The sequence below is a fragment of the Salinibacter sp. 10B genome, from assembly GCF_002954405.1.
Classification (GTDB): Bacteria; Bacteroidota; Rhodothermia; order Rhodothermales; family Salinibacteraceae; genus Salinibacter.
Genome location: NZ_MQWC01000004.1, coordinates 695,835 through 712,671 on the forward strand (window position 1 = coordinate 695,835; position 16,837 = coordinate 712,671).

The window sequence follows — 16,837 nt, forward strand, 5'->3', positions numbered from 1 at the left end:
ATGCCTCGCTGGCTGCGCATTCTGCTAAAATCGTCCCTCACTCTCGGAGGAATGACGGCGCTCGTGATGGCCGTGGATCCAGCGGTTCTGCTCGACTCGCTCCATCAAGCCCGTGGCTTCTGGATCGCAGCGGCGGTGCTCTTGCTTCCGCTGAACCTCTTCCTGGACGGATGGGTGTGGACCCGCCTTCTCAAGACTCTGGATGGCTCCTTTCCCTCACGCACAATCGCAAAAGCAGTTATGAGCGGCCTTGCACTCGGCTTTTGGACGCCGGCGCGGCTCGGGGAGTACGCAGGGCGGGCGTTTGCCTTTCCGGACGCCGACCAATGGGCGATCTCACTCACTGTATTTGTCCAGCGCATGGTGGACATGGCGATAGGGGTGATCGTCGGGCTGGCGACCGTTATCGGCGCAATCGGGCTGGGCCTTCTGCCCTCGTCTCTCTCGTGGCTGGCAGCGGCGGGAATCGGCCTCGGCACCGGGGGCGGACTCCTCGCCGTGCTTCTGAATCCGGCCTGGGGCCACCGCTGGGCGCAGGGGCTCCTGCCCGACAGTCGGCTCACGGAACGCACGATCCTGCTTGAGCGCCTGACGCCACGACAAGGCCTCGCGGTCGGACTAGGGTCGTTGGTGCGATACCTCGTGTTTACCGGCCAGTTTGTGTGCCTGGGTCTCGCCCTTCAGCCGTCCGCTTCTGTTGGAGCTCTCGCCATTGCTGTGAGTCTCACGTTCTACGCCAAGTACCTCTTGCCCTCCCTTACGCTGCTAGACCTCGGGATCCGGGAAGGCGCCGCCGTCTTTTTCTTCTCCCTGGTTGGCTTGGGTACGGCTTCGGGCCTCAACGCCGCTCTCTTGCTCTTTGCGATCAATGTGCTCGTGCCCGCCCTGCTTGGCCTCCCGTTCGTCGCCCGCCTTCCGCTGCCTTCCGCTTCGGACGACGCCATTACCCGGCGTTGCTCCGTCCTCCCTGAATCCGGATAAGTCACCCTTCTCTCGCACTGGCCCGTTTTTGCCTTCTGTGCCAACGCCTATTCTCGCTTTGTTGATTGTCGTGGTTGCCCTTTACGGGGTGCAACTCGGACTGGCGGCGTGGGGGTTTGCGCGCGTAAGGCGGGCCCCTGGCCCCGCTCCGCCGGATGAGTGGCCGTCGGTGTCCGTCGTTGTCCCCGCCCGCAACGAGGCCGACGACATCGACACCTGCCTCGACAGCCTCCGGGCCTGCGACTATCCCGACGACAAACTCGAGATTATCGTCGTCGACGACTTCTCGACGGATGGGACCCCAGAGCGGGTGCGCCAACGACAGCCGGCCGGCATGCCGGCCACGGCCGATCCGGTCCGGCTCGTCAAAATGGCGGCCGAGCAACCGGAAAATGGCAACCACAAACCCGCAGCCGTAGCGACGGGCGTAGACGCCGCCACCGGAGACGTCATTCTGACGACGGACGCTGATTGCACGGTGCCCTCGACCTGGATTCGCTCCATGGTGCGACGCTGCACGCCGGAGACGCCGTTCGTGGCCGGACCGGTGGCCTATGAGCACGCCGATCGCTTCCTCCCCCGCCTTCAGGCCCTCGAACTTATGGGACTCATCGGCTACGGGGCTGGCACGCTGGGCATAGGCCTTCCCACGTTTTGCAACAGTGCCAACGTGGCGTACCGGCGCGAGGCCATTGACGCTCTGGCCGCCGCCCCAAACGGCGCTGCCCAGGACGAGCTCCTGCTGCAACACGTGGCCTACGACACGGAGCGGGACGTCACCTTCAACCCCGATCCCGCCGCCCTGGTCACGACGGCACCGACGAGTTCATTTTCGGGATACTTGGCCCAGCAGGCCCGATGGGCACACATGGGGCTCCGGTATCCTTTTGTGTTGCCCAAACTAATGGTGGTGGGTCTCTGGGCAGCCCATGTGGCTCTCTTCCTGGCCTGCGCGGCGGCACTGGCCCTTCCGGCCTGGCGCGAACCTGTACTCACGGTCTTTCTGGCAAAAATGGGGGTCGATGCGCTGCTCGCCGTGCCTCCAGCCAAGCATTTTGGACAGCGTGGCCTGCTCCGCTCCGCGGTGCCCACCGAGCTACTGCTGCTGGTCGCCGTGCCGATCGTGGGCATTGTGGGTACCTTCGGGCCGCTGGAGTGGAAGGGTCGGGAGTTGGAGTAATTTGTCGTTGAAGGTTCGAAAGTTGAAGGTTGGATGCTATTCCCTTTCGACGACTGAGAACCCCAACCCTCGATTGGCGTCCTGCCCTCGACCTCCTTCCTTGTGAAACAGCCTCCACAGCCCCACACCCTCTCAGTCGAACACCGTGTAATCCCAGCAGGCACTGTTGACGCACGCAAACAGTTATGGAATCCCTCTCCCCAATAAAATGAGAATCCTCGTCCCCTACCTTGCCACCCATGGCCTGCGCCCGTTCCATCGCTTCTTCCCCGACATGCTCTGGCGCGTAGACGCTCAGGCGCCCACAGCGTACCTCACGTTCGACGACGGCCCGACGACTGAGTGTACACGGGCCCTCCTCGATACTCTGTCAGAGTACAATGCCCAGGCGACCCACTTCCTCCTCGGCCACCATGCCGAGCAGCACCCCAAGCTCGTAGAGGATATTGTGGACGAGGGGCACCGTGTGGGCAACCACACCTACCGCCATTCCGATCCCTGGACGACGCCACAGGACAAGTTGGCCCGCGAGCTGCAGCGCACAACCGAGATTTTGGAAGACCTCGTGCACACTCCGGTGCGTGCCCTTCGCCCCCCCTACGGCCACCCCACCGGATTCCTGCGCGAGTGGTGCGCCGCCCAAAACCAGCGAATGGTGATGTGGGACGTGATGCCGGGCGACTACCTCCAGACCGCTACTGCCGACCGCGTCTCGTCCTTCGTGATCAACCACGTGCGCCCCGGCTCCGTCATCGTTCTGCACGACAACCCCATCTGCCAGGACGTGACGCCACAGGCACTCGACACAATTCTGGACACGCTGACGACAAGAGGATGGCGGTTCGATGCACTTTGACTATTGCGGATCTCGTATTGCGTATCTCGCCAGCGAAGCTTCTTACCGAATACGAAATACGCAAAACGCGATAGTCCCTTCTCAACCACGGCAGATGGTCTCCTTTCAGCCGCTATCCACTGCTTCCAGCTCCCCCGTCTGCCGAAGCGCCGCGTCGTACTTCTCCTCCCAGTCCTCCAGCGTCTCCTCGGAGAGGGTGTCCACGTGCGTCGCAATCTCGCGAATGGAGGTCCGAATGCCGTCCACCTCCCGCCGCACCATCTCTGGATTTTCCTCTTCCGGCAAATACATGTCTATAGCCGTCAGGCGGTTCTTCACCACGTCCGCAAGCATCTGTTGAATCTGCTGGATGGACTGTCGACGAATCTGTCGCTGGCGTCGCCGAACCACCCAGAAGATGACGCCGTGAATGGTGCCCACCGCAATCGCGATGATGGCCGTCAGCCGCCAGAACGCTAGACCCTGTGGTCCCACCACGGCGGGAATGCCGAAAATAAGCACGAGCGCGACCGCACTGAGCCAGAGCTCGATGTGATTGACGAATCCACGGGGCAACCGATCAAGCATGAGCAGCGATGCTGCTTGAGAAAAACAACTGATCGGCCCTCTTATGGATGAGGCGATGATGAGTTTGTGTGTCTCAACAAATGTTGACCCTACGTGGGGGATCCCCCCACATATAAATCCGGAATTTTTTCCACGACGTCGTCGGGGACGAATCACGATCCGGGGCGTATGAAAAGATGCGCTTTAAGTCCGGAATTCCCCACATGCCTGATTTGCCGTTATGAGTGACCCCAGCACTGCCCCCACGGATCCCTTCGGTGCCCTCGACACATTTGAGACGGGCCACGGGCCGGCTCAGCTCTACCGGCTATCGGCCCTGAAAGAGGAGGGCTACGATTTGGATCGTCTCCCCCTCTCCATTCGCATTCTACTGGAAGGGCTCCTCCGCCGCTTCGACGGCACGTCCGTCACCGAAGAGGACGTGCGACGTCTGGCGTCGTATGACCCGAACGATCCGGCCGAGGAGGATATTCCGTTTCAACCCTCCCGCGTCTTGCTTCAGGACTTCACCGGTGTGCCCGCCGTGGTGGACCTGGCGGCCCTGCGCTCCGCAATGGAGCGGCTCGGCGGCGATCCGCAGAGCATTAACCCAGAGGTGCCGGTCCATCTCATCATCGACCACTCCGTGCAGGTGGACCACTACGGCCTGCCGGACGCGGTGCAGCTCAACAGTGAGATCGAGTTTCGGCGCAACAAGGAGCGCTACAAGTTTCTGCGCTGGGGACAGCAGGCGTTCGACAACTTCAGCGTTGTCCCTCCCGCCAGCGGCATCTGTCACCAGGTGAATTTAGAGTACGTGGGCCGCGGCGTGTGGACGCGAGAGCTGGAGAACGGGCAGACGCTCGCCTACCCGGACACGCTCGTCGGCACCGACAGCCACACCACCATGATCAACGGCCTCGGCGTGCTGGGTTGGGGCGTAGGCGGCATCGACGCGGAGGCCGCCATGCTGGGCCAGCCGCTCCACATGTTGATGCCGGAGGTCGTGGGCTTCCGCCTCACCGGTGAGCTGGCCGAGGGCGCGACGGCCACCGATCTTGTCCTCACCGTCACGCAGATGCTGCGCGAGTACGGCGTCGTCGGCCGCTTCGTCGAGTTCTTCGGCCCCGGACTGCAGACGATGACGGTGCCGGACCGGGCGACCATAGCGAACATGTCGCCCGAATACGGCGCCACAATGGGCTTCTTCCCGATTGACAATGAGACGCTCGACTATATGCGCCGCACGAACCGGAGCGAGGAGCAGGTGGAGCTTGTCGAGCGCTACATGAAGGAGCAGGGGCTCTTCCACACCCCTGACACGCCGGAGCCGGAGTACCTGGACGTCCTGGAACTGGATCTTAGCGATGTCACCCCGAGCGTGGCCGGCCCCAAACGCCCGCAGGACCGTATCCGTGTGCCCGAGCTGCCAAACGCCTTCACCGAGTCGCTCACGGCTCCCTCCGGTCCCACCGGCTTCGGACTCGACGACGATCGGCTGGACGACACCGGACACTACGACGACGGCACACACGAATTCGACATGACGCACGGGGACGTGGTAATTGCGGCAATAACGAGCTGCACCAACACGTCGAACCCGTCCGTGATGCTGGGCGCGGGTCTGCTCGCCAAGAATGCGGTGGAGGCCGGACTGACCGTTAATCCGGCGGTCAAAACCAGCCTTGCTCCTGGCTCGAAGGTTGTGACCGATTATCTGAAGGAGGGCAACCTCCTCCCCTACCTCGAAGAGCTCGGCTTTGCGACGGTCGGCTACGGCTGCACCACCTGCATCGGCAACAGCGGCCCGCTCCCCGACCCCGTCGAGGAGGCCATCACGGACGGCGACCTCATCGTTTCCGGCGTGCTCTCGGGCAATCGAAACTTTGAAGGCCGCATCCACTCGCTCGTGCAGGCCAACTACCTCGCCTCTCCCCCGCTCGTGGTGGCCTACGCGCTGGCCGGCACAGTGGACATCGACCTCACCGAGGAGCCGCTCGGCCAGAATGCGGACGGGGACGACATTTATCTGGAGGACATCTGGCCGTCGAGCGACGAGATCAAAGAGATGATCGAGACGGTCGTGAAGCCGGAGTTCTTCGCCGAGGAGTACGAGGGCATCGAGACCTCAAACGAGACCTGGAACCAGATCAAAATTCCAGAGGGCTCGGTCTACGAGTGGGAAGACGACTCCACCTACATCCAGGAGCCGCCCTTCTTCGTGGACCTGACGCCGGAGGTGCCGGACATCGAATCCATCAACGACGCCCGCGTGCTGGTGAAGGTCGGCGACTCGACCACGACGGACCACATCAGCCCGGCCGGCTCGATTCCGGCCGACAGCCCCGCCGGGAAGTACCTGATCGACAAGGGGGTCGAGCCGCACAAGTTCAACTCGTACGGCGCCCGCCGCGGCAACCACGAGGTGATGATGCGCGGGACGTTCGCCAACATCCGCATCAAGAACGAACTGGTGCCCGGCACGGAGGGCGGCATCACGAAGAACTTCCTGAAGGACGGCGAGGTGACCTCCGTCTACGAGGCCGCGATGGACTACAAGGAGAACGAAGTGCCGCTCGTGGTGCTCGCGGGCGAGGACTACGGCATGGGCTCCAGTCGCGATTGGGCAGCGAAGGGCACCGACCTGCTCGGCGTGGAGGCCGTCATTGCCGCGAGTTACGAGCGCATCCACCGCTCCAACCTCATCGGGATGGGCGTGCTGCCGCTCCAGTTCGCCGACGGCGAAGATGCTGATTCGCTGGGGCTGGACGGGACCGAGACGTTCGACATTCCGGTCGACGGGGACCTGGCGCCCGGTCAGGAAATTGAGGTCACGGCCACGGCTGCGGACGGCACCGAGACGACGTTCACGACGATCAACCGGTGCGATACGCCGATCGAAGTGGAGTACTACCGCCACGGCGGCATTCTGCACTACGTGCTTCGGGACTTTGTGCGGGGGGAGAAAGTGGCTGCGTAGGCGTTCATCCATCATGGGATCCGGGCCTCCCCGACGCGAGGTTGGCGTCTGGGAGTATGGGCGTGGGGGGGCAACAGGGTTCATTACCAGGTGAACAGCCGGGTCATACTACTGGAAGCGACGGTGCCTCCTTTGCCTATGCCCCTCTCGCCCAGACGCCCATACCTTTTGGGGTACGAACGGAAGATGAAGGGCATGCGAGTTCTCCTCACTCGGATGAAATGTACAACGTGGATTGCCCTGTCCCCCGTTGTCCTTCGCCCGGCGAGTCAGTAGGTTGTGCTCACGTACTACTCCAAAACTGAACCGCCACCATGGACCGGGATACGATCATCGAACCCTTCCGCATTAAGTCCGTCGAGCCCATCCGGATGACGGATCGGGCGGAACGGGAACGGCTTATCCGCGAGGCTAACTACAACCTCTTCAACCTGCACGCGGACGACGTCATCATCGACCTGCTCACGGACTCGGGCACCTCAGCCATGAGCGCCGCGCAGTGGGCCGGGCTCATGCAGGGCGATGAGAGCTACGCGGGCTCGCCCTCCTATTTCCGGTTCGAGGAAGCGGTCAAAGACTTGATGCCCTTCGAGCACATTATTCCAACGCACCAGGGCCGGGCCGCCGAGCGCATTCTGATGGGCATCGTGGCGGACCCCGACGCGAAAATCCCAAGCAATACGCACTTCGATACGACGCGCGCCAACATCGAGTCCACCGGTGCCGAGGCCGTGGACCTCGTGATTGAAGAAGGCCTCGACCCGGACCTGGAGCATCCGTTCAAGGGCAACATCGACCTCGATCGGCTGGAAACGCTCTTGGAGGACGAGGGAGAAAACGTCCCGATCGTGATGCTTACGATCACAAACAATTCGGGCGGCGGGCAACCGGTCTCCCTAGAAAACATCCGCGGCGCCGCAGCGCTCTGTGAGGAGCACGATGTACCGTTCATCCTCGATGCCTGCCGATTTGCCGAGAATGCTTATTTCATCAAGCAGCGGGAGGACGGATATGGCGACCATTCAGTCAAGGAAATCGTCCGGGAGATCTTTTCGCACGCGGACGGCATGACGATGAGTGCGAAGAAGGATGCCCTGGTAAACATCGGCGGATGGCTGGCGCTCGACGATGACGACTGGGCACGGGAGGCACGCAATCAACTCATCCTCACGGAGGGCTTCCCGACGTACGGCGGTCTGGCGGGACGCGACCTGGAGGCCATTGCCGTGGGCCTGCAGGAGATCGTGGACGAGGACTACCTGGAATACCGCATGGCCTCGACCCGCTACCTCGGCGAGGCCCTCACCGACCTGGGCGTCCCGATCGTGACGCCGGTGGGCGGGCACGCGGTCTATGTAAACGCGAAGGCCCTTCTTCCCCACATTCCCCCGCTGGAGTATCCGGGACAGGCACTGGCCGTCGCCCTCTACACGACCGGGGGCATTCGAGGTGTCGAGATTGGCAGTGTCATGTTCGGCCAGCAGCCCGACGGCAGCGAGGAGCCCGCGCGAATGGAACTGGTGCGGCTCGCCATTCCCCGACGCGTCTACACCCAGAGCCACGTCGATTACGTGATCGAGTGCTTCGAGGAGGTATACGACCGCCGCGAGGAGCTCACCGGCTTTGAGATCACCGAGGAACCGCCGCAACTCCGCCACTTCACGGCCCACTTCCAGCCCCTGGAACCGGACGCCGTCCATCGCGAGACGAGCGTGCCCGAAGAAGTGGCGCGTGCGTCGTAAGTGACCTCGAGTCCGCTTGCCGAATTCGGGATGGGTGTGAGGAGGTATGGAAGCCCCCCTCCCCACTTCCATGCGTCCAGCCGCCCACACCCGAACGGAGCATGCGGAGGTTGTATGCCACGTGATCCGTGAGACCGATTTTCGTGTCACGCCCCCGTCTCCCGCTTCATGCATCATGCCTCCCTCTTCCCTCATCGAAACCGGGCAAGGCGACGCCGGGCCCGCCCCAGAGCGGGCGGCACGTCGTCCGGCGGCGTGAGTTCGCCCCGCAGATTGGTCTGCATCTGGTCGCGCACGGCCTCGGCCGTGTAGCCGTGATCGAACAGGTAGTACAGCTTCGCCAGGGCGGCCTCCGTAGTCATGTCGTAACCACTTACCACTCCCGCCTCTGCGAGCGCCTGTCCGGTAGCGTACAGGTTTAGATCGGCCGTGCCCCGCAGCGGTTGGGTGACGGCCACCAGTACGACGCCCCGGTCGGTCGCCCGGCGCAGCGTGTCTAAAAACGCCTCCTCTTCCGGAGCATTGCCCGACCCGAAGCACTCCAGCACCACGCCCTGCACGGGCGGAGAGAGAAGATTGTCGAGGTGGCGCGCCTCCATGCCTGGGAAGAGCCGAAACGTGGACACCGTCGCCTCACCTAGGGGCGTAATGTTCGGCGAGCGGGCCGGGGACTCGGACGCCGGCACGAGCGACCAGTCGACGTCCAGATTGATGCCGGCCGTCCCTACCGCCGGGTAGTTCGGGGAGGCAAAGGCCGAAAACGAATCGGCGTTCACTTTGGTGGTGCGATTGCCCCTGTACAGTCGATCGTCGAAGCAGAGGTGAACCCCCGCAAGGCGGTCCGGATATTGCCCCAGCAGAAGAAGGGACGTAAGAAGATTGCCTTGCGCATCGGTGCGCGTTTCGTCCAGCGGCAACTGCGCCCCGGTGAGCACGACAGGCTTATCGAGCGGGTGTAGCATAAACGAGAGCGCGGAGGCCGTAAACGCCATCGTGTCCGTCCCGTGAACCACCAGAAAGCCGTCGTAGGTGGAGTAGTGCTCCTGGATGACTTCGGCAATCCGCAGCCAGTCCTCCGGCGCCATGTTGGAGCTATCAAGCAACGGATCAAACTCGTGAATGTCGTACGTCGGCACATCGTCGGCCTGAAACGGCGGCAGCTCCTGCATCTGCTTCTGGAGGTAGCCGGACACCGGCACGTGTCCCTCCGCAGTCTCCTTCATTCCAATGGTCCCACCCGCATAGGCCACGAGAATACGAGGATCGGACACCGCCATAATGTGCAAGAGTTGGATGTGTGAACAGAGTGCGTCACCGTCCAGAATCGCGGTCCCCGATTGCGCCGTCCCCGACTCCCTCCCATCCAAGAGCACCTCCGGGCCGTCCCCTCTCAACGTTCCACTTTTTGCCGCTCCAGACCAACAGAGGGCTGCTTCGATTGAAGACGACACTCGCAACAGGACTCCATCATTACCGGAAATTCAGTCCTCATCCAAGATGTAGATGTCGGCGAGATTTCGGGCCAGCTGGCCGTAATCCAGCCCGTAGCCGATGACAAAGAGGTCCGGAATTTGAAACCCGACGTAGTCAAGCGTAAGATCCGGCTCTGTGGCCGTCGGCTTATGAAGAAGCGTCGCGACCCGAAGAGAGGCCGGGTTGTACTCCTGGAGTCGTCCCTTCATGAAGTCCATCGACAGACCGGTATCTACGATGTCCTCCACGATCAGTACGTCGCGGCCCTCCAGTTCAGCATCCACACTTTTGAGCTCGTGCACCTCGCCGCTCGACACCTTGGCTGCACCGTAGGACGAGAGCTTAATAAAGTCGATCTCACAATCCGTGTTGATGGCACGCATGAGATCAGCGGTAAACATGAACGCCCCGTTGAGCACGCTCACCAGAATGGGCGTCGTGTCGGCGTAGTCCGCTGATATTTGCTGCCCCATCTCCGCCACCCGCGACTGGATGGTGTCGGCATCGAGGTACCGACGAAATCGATCTCCGCGGTAGGTCACGGTGGCGTCGTCGAGTTCAACGGGCGCATCGGTAAGGTCTCGCGTGGCGGGCATATGGTCGAGGGTGGCGATGGACAGAACGGAGCAAACGGTAGAGAAAAAGCTACGCGGGACCTGTGCCGAAATGCAATCGATCGGCACCCCGATCCATGCAAATGTGCCTGAAAATTCTGCCGAGAACGAAGACTGTCCCCTACTGAGCACTCCGACCCGGTCGGCATACACGGCGTCACGGCACAGGACGTTCATGCGGATGCCAGGTGAGCCGTGCGATGTGCGTCGTATCAGAACGGACCCGCACCCGGTGGTCGAGCCGGTGTCCTACGAGCCAGGCAGGGTGTTCATCGGTCGTCAACAGATACACGCTGTCGCGGCGGTGGGAGGGAATCTTGGCGTCGGTCAGCAAGTCGCTCACGAGCCTCGTCCCCTCCATTCCAAGAGGTTGAAGCCGATCGCCGTCCTGCCACGTCCCGACCGATAAGGGATCGACGAGACGGTTCGCATCGGCGTACACGACATTGGGATCGCCGGTATCCAACGTCTCCGGCGGAGCGTCGAGCGGGTCGATGCGGAGTACGCCGCCGGGAAGCGGCACGTCTTCTCCCCACGGCACCGGAACCGGCGGGTGCACCGGTTCGGGCTGTCGTTCCTCCGGCACAAACCAGAGCACCGAACGCTCGCGCCATACGGTCCCGCCTCCAAACTCCACACGCCGGCCCACCTGTGCATCCACGAGGGCCACCAGCTCTTTAGCCACAGCTGAGGACTGCGGGGCCCCGGGCAACATCTCATGGAGGGCCTTCAGTAGAAGCCGCCGCTGCCACACCGGTGCACGCTCCCGAAGCGGGGCGAGTTGGAGCGTGCCGCCGATGTCTCGCTCCTGATAGCAATCCTCCCAGTGCGCCTGCAGGATCGGCGTGATGGTCTCTTCTACGTATTCGCGCATCAGACCGGCGGCCTGCGCAATGCTGTCGGTGGCACCGGGAAAGTTCTTTTGCAATAACGGAAGAATCTCCATGCGCATCACCGCCCGATCATAATCGGAATCTTGATTGCTCGGATCGTCGCGCCACGGAAGATCTTCCCTTTCCGCAAACGCCTCGATCTCGTCCCGCGACACGTCGAGCAGGGGGCGGACGAGCCGAACGGACGCGTTGGCGTTCATCGGGCGGGACGGCGGCATGCCCGCCAGTCCCTCCGGCCCGGCGCCGCGGACGAGGTTGAGGAGCAACGTTTCGGCCTGATCGTCGCGGTGATGCCCGACCGCTACGACCTTGGCTCCGATCTCGTTGGCCCGCCGGCCCATCGCGTCGTACCGGAGCGTCCGCGCCGCCTCCTGGAGCGACTCGTCCTTCTGCTCTGCCCGCACCTCAGCGTCGAGAGACTTTACGCACAGCGGAATGGGGGGAGAGTGTGCCCCGCACCAGTCCTGCACGAGGGACGCGTCAGCGGTGGCCCCAGGCCGCAGTCCATAGTTTACGTGGAGGGCATGCACGTCGTACCCCAGCTGATGCAGAACTGCAAGACACACCATCGAATCTGGCCCTCCGCTCACGCCGACGAGGACCCGTGCTCCGTCCGTCAGCAGTTCGTGCCGCCGGATGTACTCTGCAATCGTGTCGACAAATTCCGGCATCGCTATCGTTGGTGCGTTCGGGCGTAGGTGCGTGTCTTCGACAGCATCCGCTGCAGAAAAATGATTTCGTGCTTCAGAAGGCCAGGACGACTTGACCACTCACACACCCAAAAACGCCCATCCCCCCAAATACCGCATCTCGGCCCATCCAACGCCCTCCCCGGGCGTCTCCCTCCCACGACCAGGACGCCCCGCCAAAATGCTACGCTCTCCCAAACCGCTTTGCAATCTCTTCCAGCGACCACTTTGCGATGGTGGGCGTGCCCGATGGATCGGCGTACGGCATCTCACACTCGAACAAGTCACGGAGGAGCGATCGGCGCTCGGACTCAGAGAGCGGCTGCCCGCGCCGCACGGCACTCTTCTGTGCCATCACGCGCGCCAGCTGCTCGCGCCGCTCGTCCTCCACCGTGTCCTGTGCAGACTTGTACTGCTCCAGAATGTCCTCCAGTACTGCGCTCTCGTCTCCGTCCGGCACGTCGGCCGGCACCCCACGCACCGCCACCGTGCGCCCGCTCATCCGTTCTACCTCAAAACCCAGTGCCCGGAGATCCTGTCGGAGGTCCTCGAACAGATCAACATCGGCAGGCGAGAGTTCGACCGTGTGCGGAAAGAGAAGCTGCTGCGAATTGCCCTGCTCCTCCCGCAGTCGCTCCAGATTTCGCTCATGAAGCACGCGCACGTGGGCGGCCCGCTGGTCCACGAGCATCATGCCGGTGTCCGTGGGCGTCACGATGTAGGTGTCGTGCAACCCCCAAACCGGACGTTGATCCTGCTCCGCCATGGCCTCCCTCTCCGAGTCCGGCTGAGCGTTCACATCGTCGGAGGAGGCCTTCTCTTCGTCCGGCGGACGGTACAAGGCATCGGACTGGTCGCCGGGCGGAACGCTCGGGCTGCCGTTCTCCTGCTTCCGAGGACGGCGGGGCGACGATGGGGATGGGGATTGCGGCGACGATGAGCTTGATTCCGCGTCTGAATTCGACGACCGTCGGGGCTGAAACGAGGTGGGTGTGGAACGCGACCACGACCCTTCAGAGGAAGACCCGCCGGCAGTCGTCTCGGGGCCTTCATCTGGCGAGTCCTCCTCTCCCTCCATTTGGGGCGTAGCGTGCACGCGCCCTAGTGCCCGCCGCACTGCACTCCGCAGGAAGCCGTAGATGCCGCTCTGGTCGTCGAACTTCACCTCCGATTTCTGGGGATGCACGTTCACGTCCACCCGGCGAGGATCCATGCGCAAGAAGAGCGCAAAAAACGGAAAGGCCCCGTCCGGCAACAGGTCGCCGTAGGCTTTCTTCACGGCGTGACTGAGGTAGCGATCCTTCACGTAGCGCTCGTTTACAAACAGGAACTGCTCTCCCCGCGTTTTGCGGTGGAATGAGGGCTCTCCCACAAAGCCCTCGATCGTGAGGTCGCTCGACGAATCCTGAACCGGCACGAGCTCGTCGGCGTGCTCATCCCCAAAGAGCCCCAGCACCCGCTCCTTCATGGCGCCGAGGAAGTCGTCCGACTGCGCGGCGGCCAGGTCGTAGTGCTCGTGGCCATCGTGCTCAAGGCGAAAGGCGACGGTCGGATTGGCAAGGGACAGAAACTGTGCCGTGGTGGTGAGGTGCTTCAGTTCGGTGGCCGGCGTCTTCAAGAAGTTGCGTCGGGCCGGCACATTGAAGAAAAGATTCTGGACGGCCACGGACGTGCCGTGTTGAATTGCACAAGGCCGCTGCTCCATAATTTCGCCTCCCTTCACTCGCACGAGCGTCCCTGCGTCGTCCTCCACGCGCTTCGTCTTGAGCTCGACCTGTGATACGGCGGCGATCGACGCAAGGGCTTCCCCGCGAAAGCCGAGGGTCCGAATCCGCTCCAGGTCATCGACCGATTGAATCTTGCTCGTGGCGTGGCGCTCGAAGCACCGCTCGGCATCGGCAGGACTCATGCCGCAACCGTCGTCGATCACCTGTACGAGCGTGCTGCCTGCATCTTTGAGAATGACCTCCACGGACGACGCCCCCGCATCAATTGCGTTCTCGATGAGTTCCTTTTCCACCGAGGCCGGACGCTGCACCACCTCCCCCGCCGCAATCTGATTGGCGAGGCGGTCCGACATCACGTGAATGATGCCCTCAGACGTAGAGGACTCGGCAGATTCAGCCACGAAGAGACAACGGGATCAGTGGACAAATCACAGGAAAACGACGCGAGCGGGCGTCCCGCGGCACGGCACGCCCTTCTTCTCCAGCATTGAATCGCTCCTCGGATGCGACGAGTCCCCCCCACGCCCATCCTCCGATCCGCAGATTCAATCCGGACTCAACGCGAAGACGAGAGGCGGACGAGCTCTTTTCCTCGACGAGCTTTTAATCCGTGGTCGCCCCTCAAAGCGTGTAATAGAGAACGAGGGTTAGGAGGAGGAGCCCAATCATCACCACGAGACTGAGCCCACTCTTTCGATTGCGGCCCCGTCCCCGAGCACGCATCTTGCGTTTGAGCTCCTGCTTCTCATCCTCGTCCGGATCGTAGAAGCGAGGAGTGTACTCGAACCCACGCGGCCCTCGCCCAGCAGAAAACAAACCCATAACGCGCGATCAATGATCACTAGTGCATGCGGACAAAAGTTACTCTCCGCCCGCCACGCACGTTCCTCTTTCAAGGCGAGCTGCCACTTCCGTACGTCCACACATCCAGACGTACATCCCCCAACGGAGCGTGCAAGCGGAGCTGGGATTATGCGTAGTATTCGACGACCGTCTCCGCCTTCGCCGGCCCCACCACCTCCGCTAATGCGTCCTCGTCGGCCTCCTTCACTTTTGCCACGGAGCCAAACGTCCCAAGGAGCTTTTGGGCTGTCTTCTCGCCAATGCCGTGGATGTCGAGGAGCTCGGACTGGAGCGTCTGCTTCTTGCGCCGTTTGCGCTGATACGTGACGGCAAAGCGGTGCGCCTCGTTGCGAACCTTTTGCAACAGCTGGAGCGCGGGGCTGTCCTTCCCGATGAGCACCGGATCTGAATCGCCGGGACGGAAGACCTCCTCCAGCCGTTTGGCCAGCCCGATCACCTGGAACCGGTCCATGAGGCCCAGCTCCTGCAGCACTTCCGTTGCGGCGTTGAGCTGGCCCTTTCCCCCATCGATGACGACGAGATCGGGCCACGGCCCCTCCTCGTCGATCATGCGGCGGTAGCGGCGCTCCACCACCTCCCGCATCGCCTGGTAGTCGTCCGGCCGTCCCTCCTCGGTCGTGCGAATCTTGTAGGTCCGGTAGTCACTCTTGCGCGGTGTACCATCGGTAAAGACCACACAGGACGCCACCGTCTCCTTCCCGCCATGGTGCGACACGTCGATGCCATCGATGCGGCGGGGCAGGTCCTCCATCCGCAACTCGCCCTTCAGGGCCTTCACGGACTCCGGAATGCGATCCCGCTCCCGCTTCATCTGTTGCGTCTTCCACTCGCCCACCAGCAGCTTGGCGTTGGATTTCGCCATTCGGGTGAGACTCGCCTTGTCGCCCTGCTGTGGCACATTGATCGGCACCTGTCGCCCTTTCTCCTGCCGAAGCAACTCCTCCAGCGCATGCGTGTCCTGCGCCGGATGATCGTTCGGATCGTGCGAGAGCAGCACCTCCTCCGGGTAGAAATTCGCATCGGCGTAGTAATTCTCTACGAACGAGAGCATCAGCTCCTCGTCCGTCCGCCCGGTGATGCGCTTCAGGTACTTGTGCCGCTTCCCGATCATCTTGCCCTCCCGTACCTGAAACAGCACACCGCACCCGATGCCCTCCTCTCGGTCCAGGTGCAGGGCAAACACGTCGCGGTCGGCAAAATCTTGACTGACGACCTTCTGCTGCTGTGAGTACTCCTTGAGGGCCTGCACCTGATCGCGCAGCCGCGCCGCCTCCTCAAAGTTTTTTCGGTCGGACTGCTCGTGCATCTCGTCCTTCAGGAGATCGATGAGCGCCTGCGTCTGGCCATTGAGCAGCTTCTCCACCTGCTCAATCGTCTCCATGTAGTCGTCCTCGGACTGCTTCCCCACGCACGGTGCCTTGCAGTTGTCGATGTGATGCTGGAGACACACGTCGTACTTCCCCGCCTCGACCTTCTCCTCGCTGAGATCGAGCGAGCAGGTCCGCAGCTGAAAGACCGACCGGATCGCGTCCATCATCGTGTTCATCTTCGACACGTCCGCGTACGGACCGAAGTACTTCGACCCATCCTGCTTAACGTTGCGCGTCTTGAACACCCGGGGGAAGCGCTCATTCTTGATGCAAATGTAGGGATAGGTCTTGTCGTCCCGCAGGTTGACGTTGTAGCGGGGCTGGAGCTCTTTGATCTGGTTGTTCTCCAAAATCAACGCCTCCGCTTCCGTGTCCGTGATAATGACATCCACGTCCACGGCCTTCTTCACCATGACCTCGATGCGTCCGTCCCGCTGCCGGCTTTGCTGAAAGTACGTGCGTACCCGATTGCGCAGATTTTTGGCCTTGCCCACGTAGAGCACCGAGCCGTCATCATCCAAAAACTTGTAGACTCCCGGATCGGTGGGCAGCCCGTCAAGCTTCTGCTGCAGGGCCTCCGGCTTGTCGTCGAGAATCTCAGTCATAGGGGTAGGAAGCGTCGTACATCACGTGTGCTGCCTCAATTCTGCATAGCGGAAGACGTTTCACGCCAGCCGGGCGTTCCGTCTCCGGACGTCCACCCCACAGGGTCTTTCGCCTCCATCTGCGACCGTCCTCCTGAGATCCGGGGCTCCCCCTGCGGACTAACCGCCGACCTGGACCTCTGACGGCGGATCCGCTCGTTGCCCTTCCGACAAGCTCCTGGTATCCTACAGACCCGAGTCCGGCCGGTTTACATAACGCGTCATATTCGGGAGTATCCAGACTAGATCAGTATATTGCTCTTCTAATTTTCCATAAC

General features: G+C 62.3%; 12 protein-coding genes. 5 read left to right on the forward strand and 7 right to left on the reverse strand.

Annotated elements, in window-relative coordinates; genetic code table 11:
• The 3 genes from BSZ35_RS03125 to BSZ35_RS03135 all read left to right on the forward strand — a co-directional run bounded on the left by BSZ35_RS03125 (nucleotide 1) and on the right by BSZ35_RS03135 (nucleotide 3,017).
• Nucleotides 1-981 carry a lysylphosphatidylglycerol synthase domain-containing protein gene (locus BSZ35_RS03125; protein ID WP_105011087.1) on the forward strand — a complete coding sequence of 327 codons (981 nt, stop codon included), beginning with the start codon at nucleotides 1-3 and terminating at the stop codon, nucleotides 979-981.
• A gap of 37 nt (nucleotides 982-1,018) precedes the next feature.
• Nucleotides 1,019-2,161 carry a glycosyltransferase gene (locus BSZ35_RS03130; protein ID WP_219846573.1) on the forward strand — a complete coding sequence of 381 codons (1,143 nt, stop codon included), beginning with the start codon at nucleotides 1,019-1,021 and terminating at the stop codon, nucleotides 2,159-2,161.
• Nucleotides 2,162-2,369: 208 nt separating this feature from the next.
• On the forward strand, nucleotides 2,370-3,017 hold the full coding sequence (locus tag BSZ35_RS03135; RefSeq protein ID WP_105011088.1) for a polysaccharide deacetylase family protein: 648 nt from the start codon (nucleotides 2,370-2,372) through the stop codon (nucleotides 3,015-3,017).
• 105 nt (nucleotides 3,018-3,122) lie between these two features.
• Here BSZ35_RS03135 and BSZ35_RS03140 read toward each other — a convergent pair whose 3' ends face one another.
• Entirely contained in the window at nucleotides 3,123-3,584 is a 462-nt protein-coding gene (locus tag BSZ35_RS03140) for a hypothetical protein (protein WP_105011089.1), read from the reverse strand.
• Between the two features lie 220 nt (nucleotides 3,585-3,804).
• Between BSZ35_RS03140 and acnA the strand changes: the two genes are divergently transcribed.
• Complete coding sequence (acnA, locus tag BSZ35_RS03145) at nucleotides 3,805-6,543, forward strand: aconitate hydratase AcnA (RefSeq protein WP_105011090.1); 2,739 nt, start codon at nucleotides 3,805-3,807, stop codon at nucleotides 6,541-6,543.
• 314 nt (nucleotides 6,544-6,857) lie between these two features.
• A complete protein-coding gene (locus tag BSZ35_RS03150; RefSeq protein ID WP_105011091.1) occupies nucleotides 6,858-8,285 on the forward strand; it encodes a tryptophanase in 1,428 nt (475 codons plus the stop codon).
• Nucleotides 8,286-8,476: 191 nt separating this feature from the next.
• Here BSZ35_RS03150 and ansA read toward each other — a convergent pair whose 3' ends face one another.
• The 6 genes from ansA to uvrC all read right to left on the reverse strand — a co-directional run bounded on the left by ansA (nucleotide 8,477) and on the right by uvrC (nucleotide 16,520).
• The gene (ansA, locus tag BSZ35_RS03155) at nucleotides 8,477-9,562 is read right to left on the reverse strand and encodes an asparaginase (RefSeq protein WP_105011092.1); all 1,086 of its coding nucleotides are present in this window, start codon (nucleotides 9,560-9,562) and stop codon (nucleotides 8,477-8,479) included.
• A 204-nt stretch (nucleotides 9,563-9,766) separates the two neighbouring features.
• Complete coding sequence (hpt, locus tag BSZ35_RS03160; RefSeq protein ID WP_105013701.1) at nucleotides 9,767-10,354, reverse strand: hypoxanthine phosphoribosyltransferase; 588 nt, start codon at nucleotides 10,352-10,354, stop codon at nucleotides 9,767-9,769.
• Nucleotides 10,355-10,529: 175 nt separating this feature from the next.
• Nucleotides 10,530-11,936 (reverse strand): tRNA lysidine(34) synthetase TilS, encoded by a 1,407-nt coding sequence (gene tilS / locus BSZ35_RS03165; RefSeq protein WP_105011093.1) that lies wholly within the window; start codon nucleotides 11,934-11,936, stop codon nucleotides 10,530-10,532.
• 202 nt (nucleotides 11,937-12,138) lie between these two features.
• Nucleotides 12,139-14,082 carry a DNA mismatch repair endonuclease MutL gene (mutL, locus tag BSZ35_RS03170; RefSeq protein WP_258096049.1) on the reverse strand — a complete coding sequence of 648 codons (1,944 nt, stop codon included), beginning with the start codon at nucleotides 14,080-14,082 and terminating at the stop codon, nucleotides 12,139-12,141.
• A gap of 220 nt (nucleotides 14,083-14,302) precedes the next feature.
• Nucleotides 14,303-14,503 (reverse strand): hypothetical protein, encoded by a 201-nt coding sequence (locus BSZ35_RS03175; RefSeq protein WP_105011095.1) that lies wholly within the window; start codon nucleotides 14,501-14,503, stop codon nucleotides 14,303-14,305.
• Between the two features lie 148 nt (nucleotides 14,504-14,651).
• Nucleotides 14,652-16,520 carry an excinuclease ABC subunit UvrC gene (gene uvrC / locus BSZ35_RS03180; protein WP_105011096.1) on the reverse strand — a complete coding sequence of 623 codons (1,869 nt, stop codon included), beginning with the start codon at nucleotides 16,518-16,520 and terminating at the stop codon, nucleotides 14,652-14,654.
• Nucleotides 16,521-16,837 lie beyond the last annotated feature (317 nt).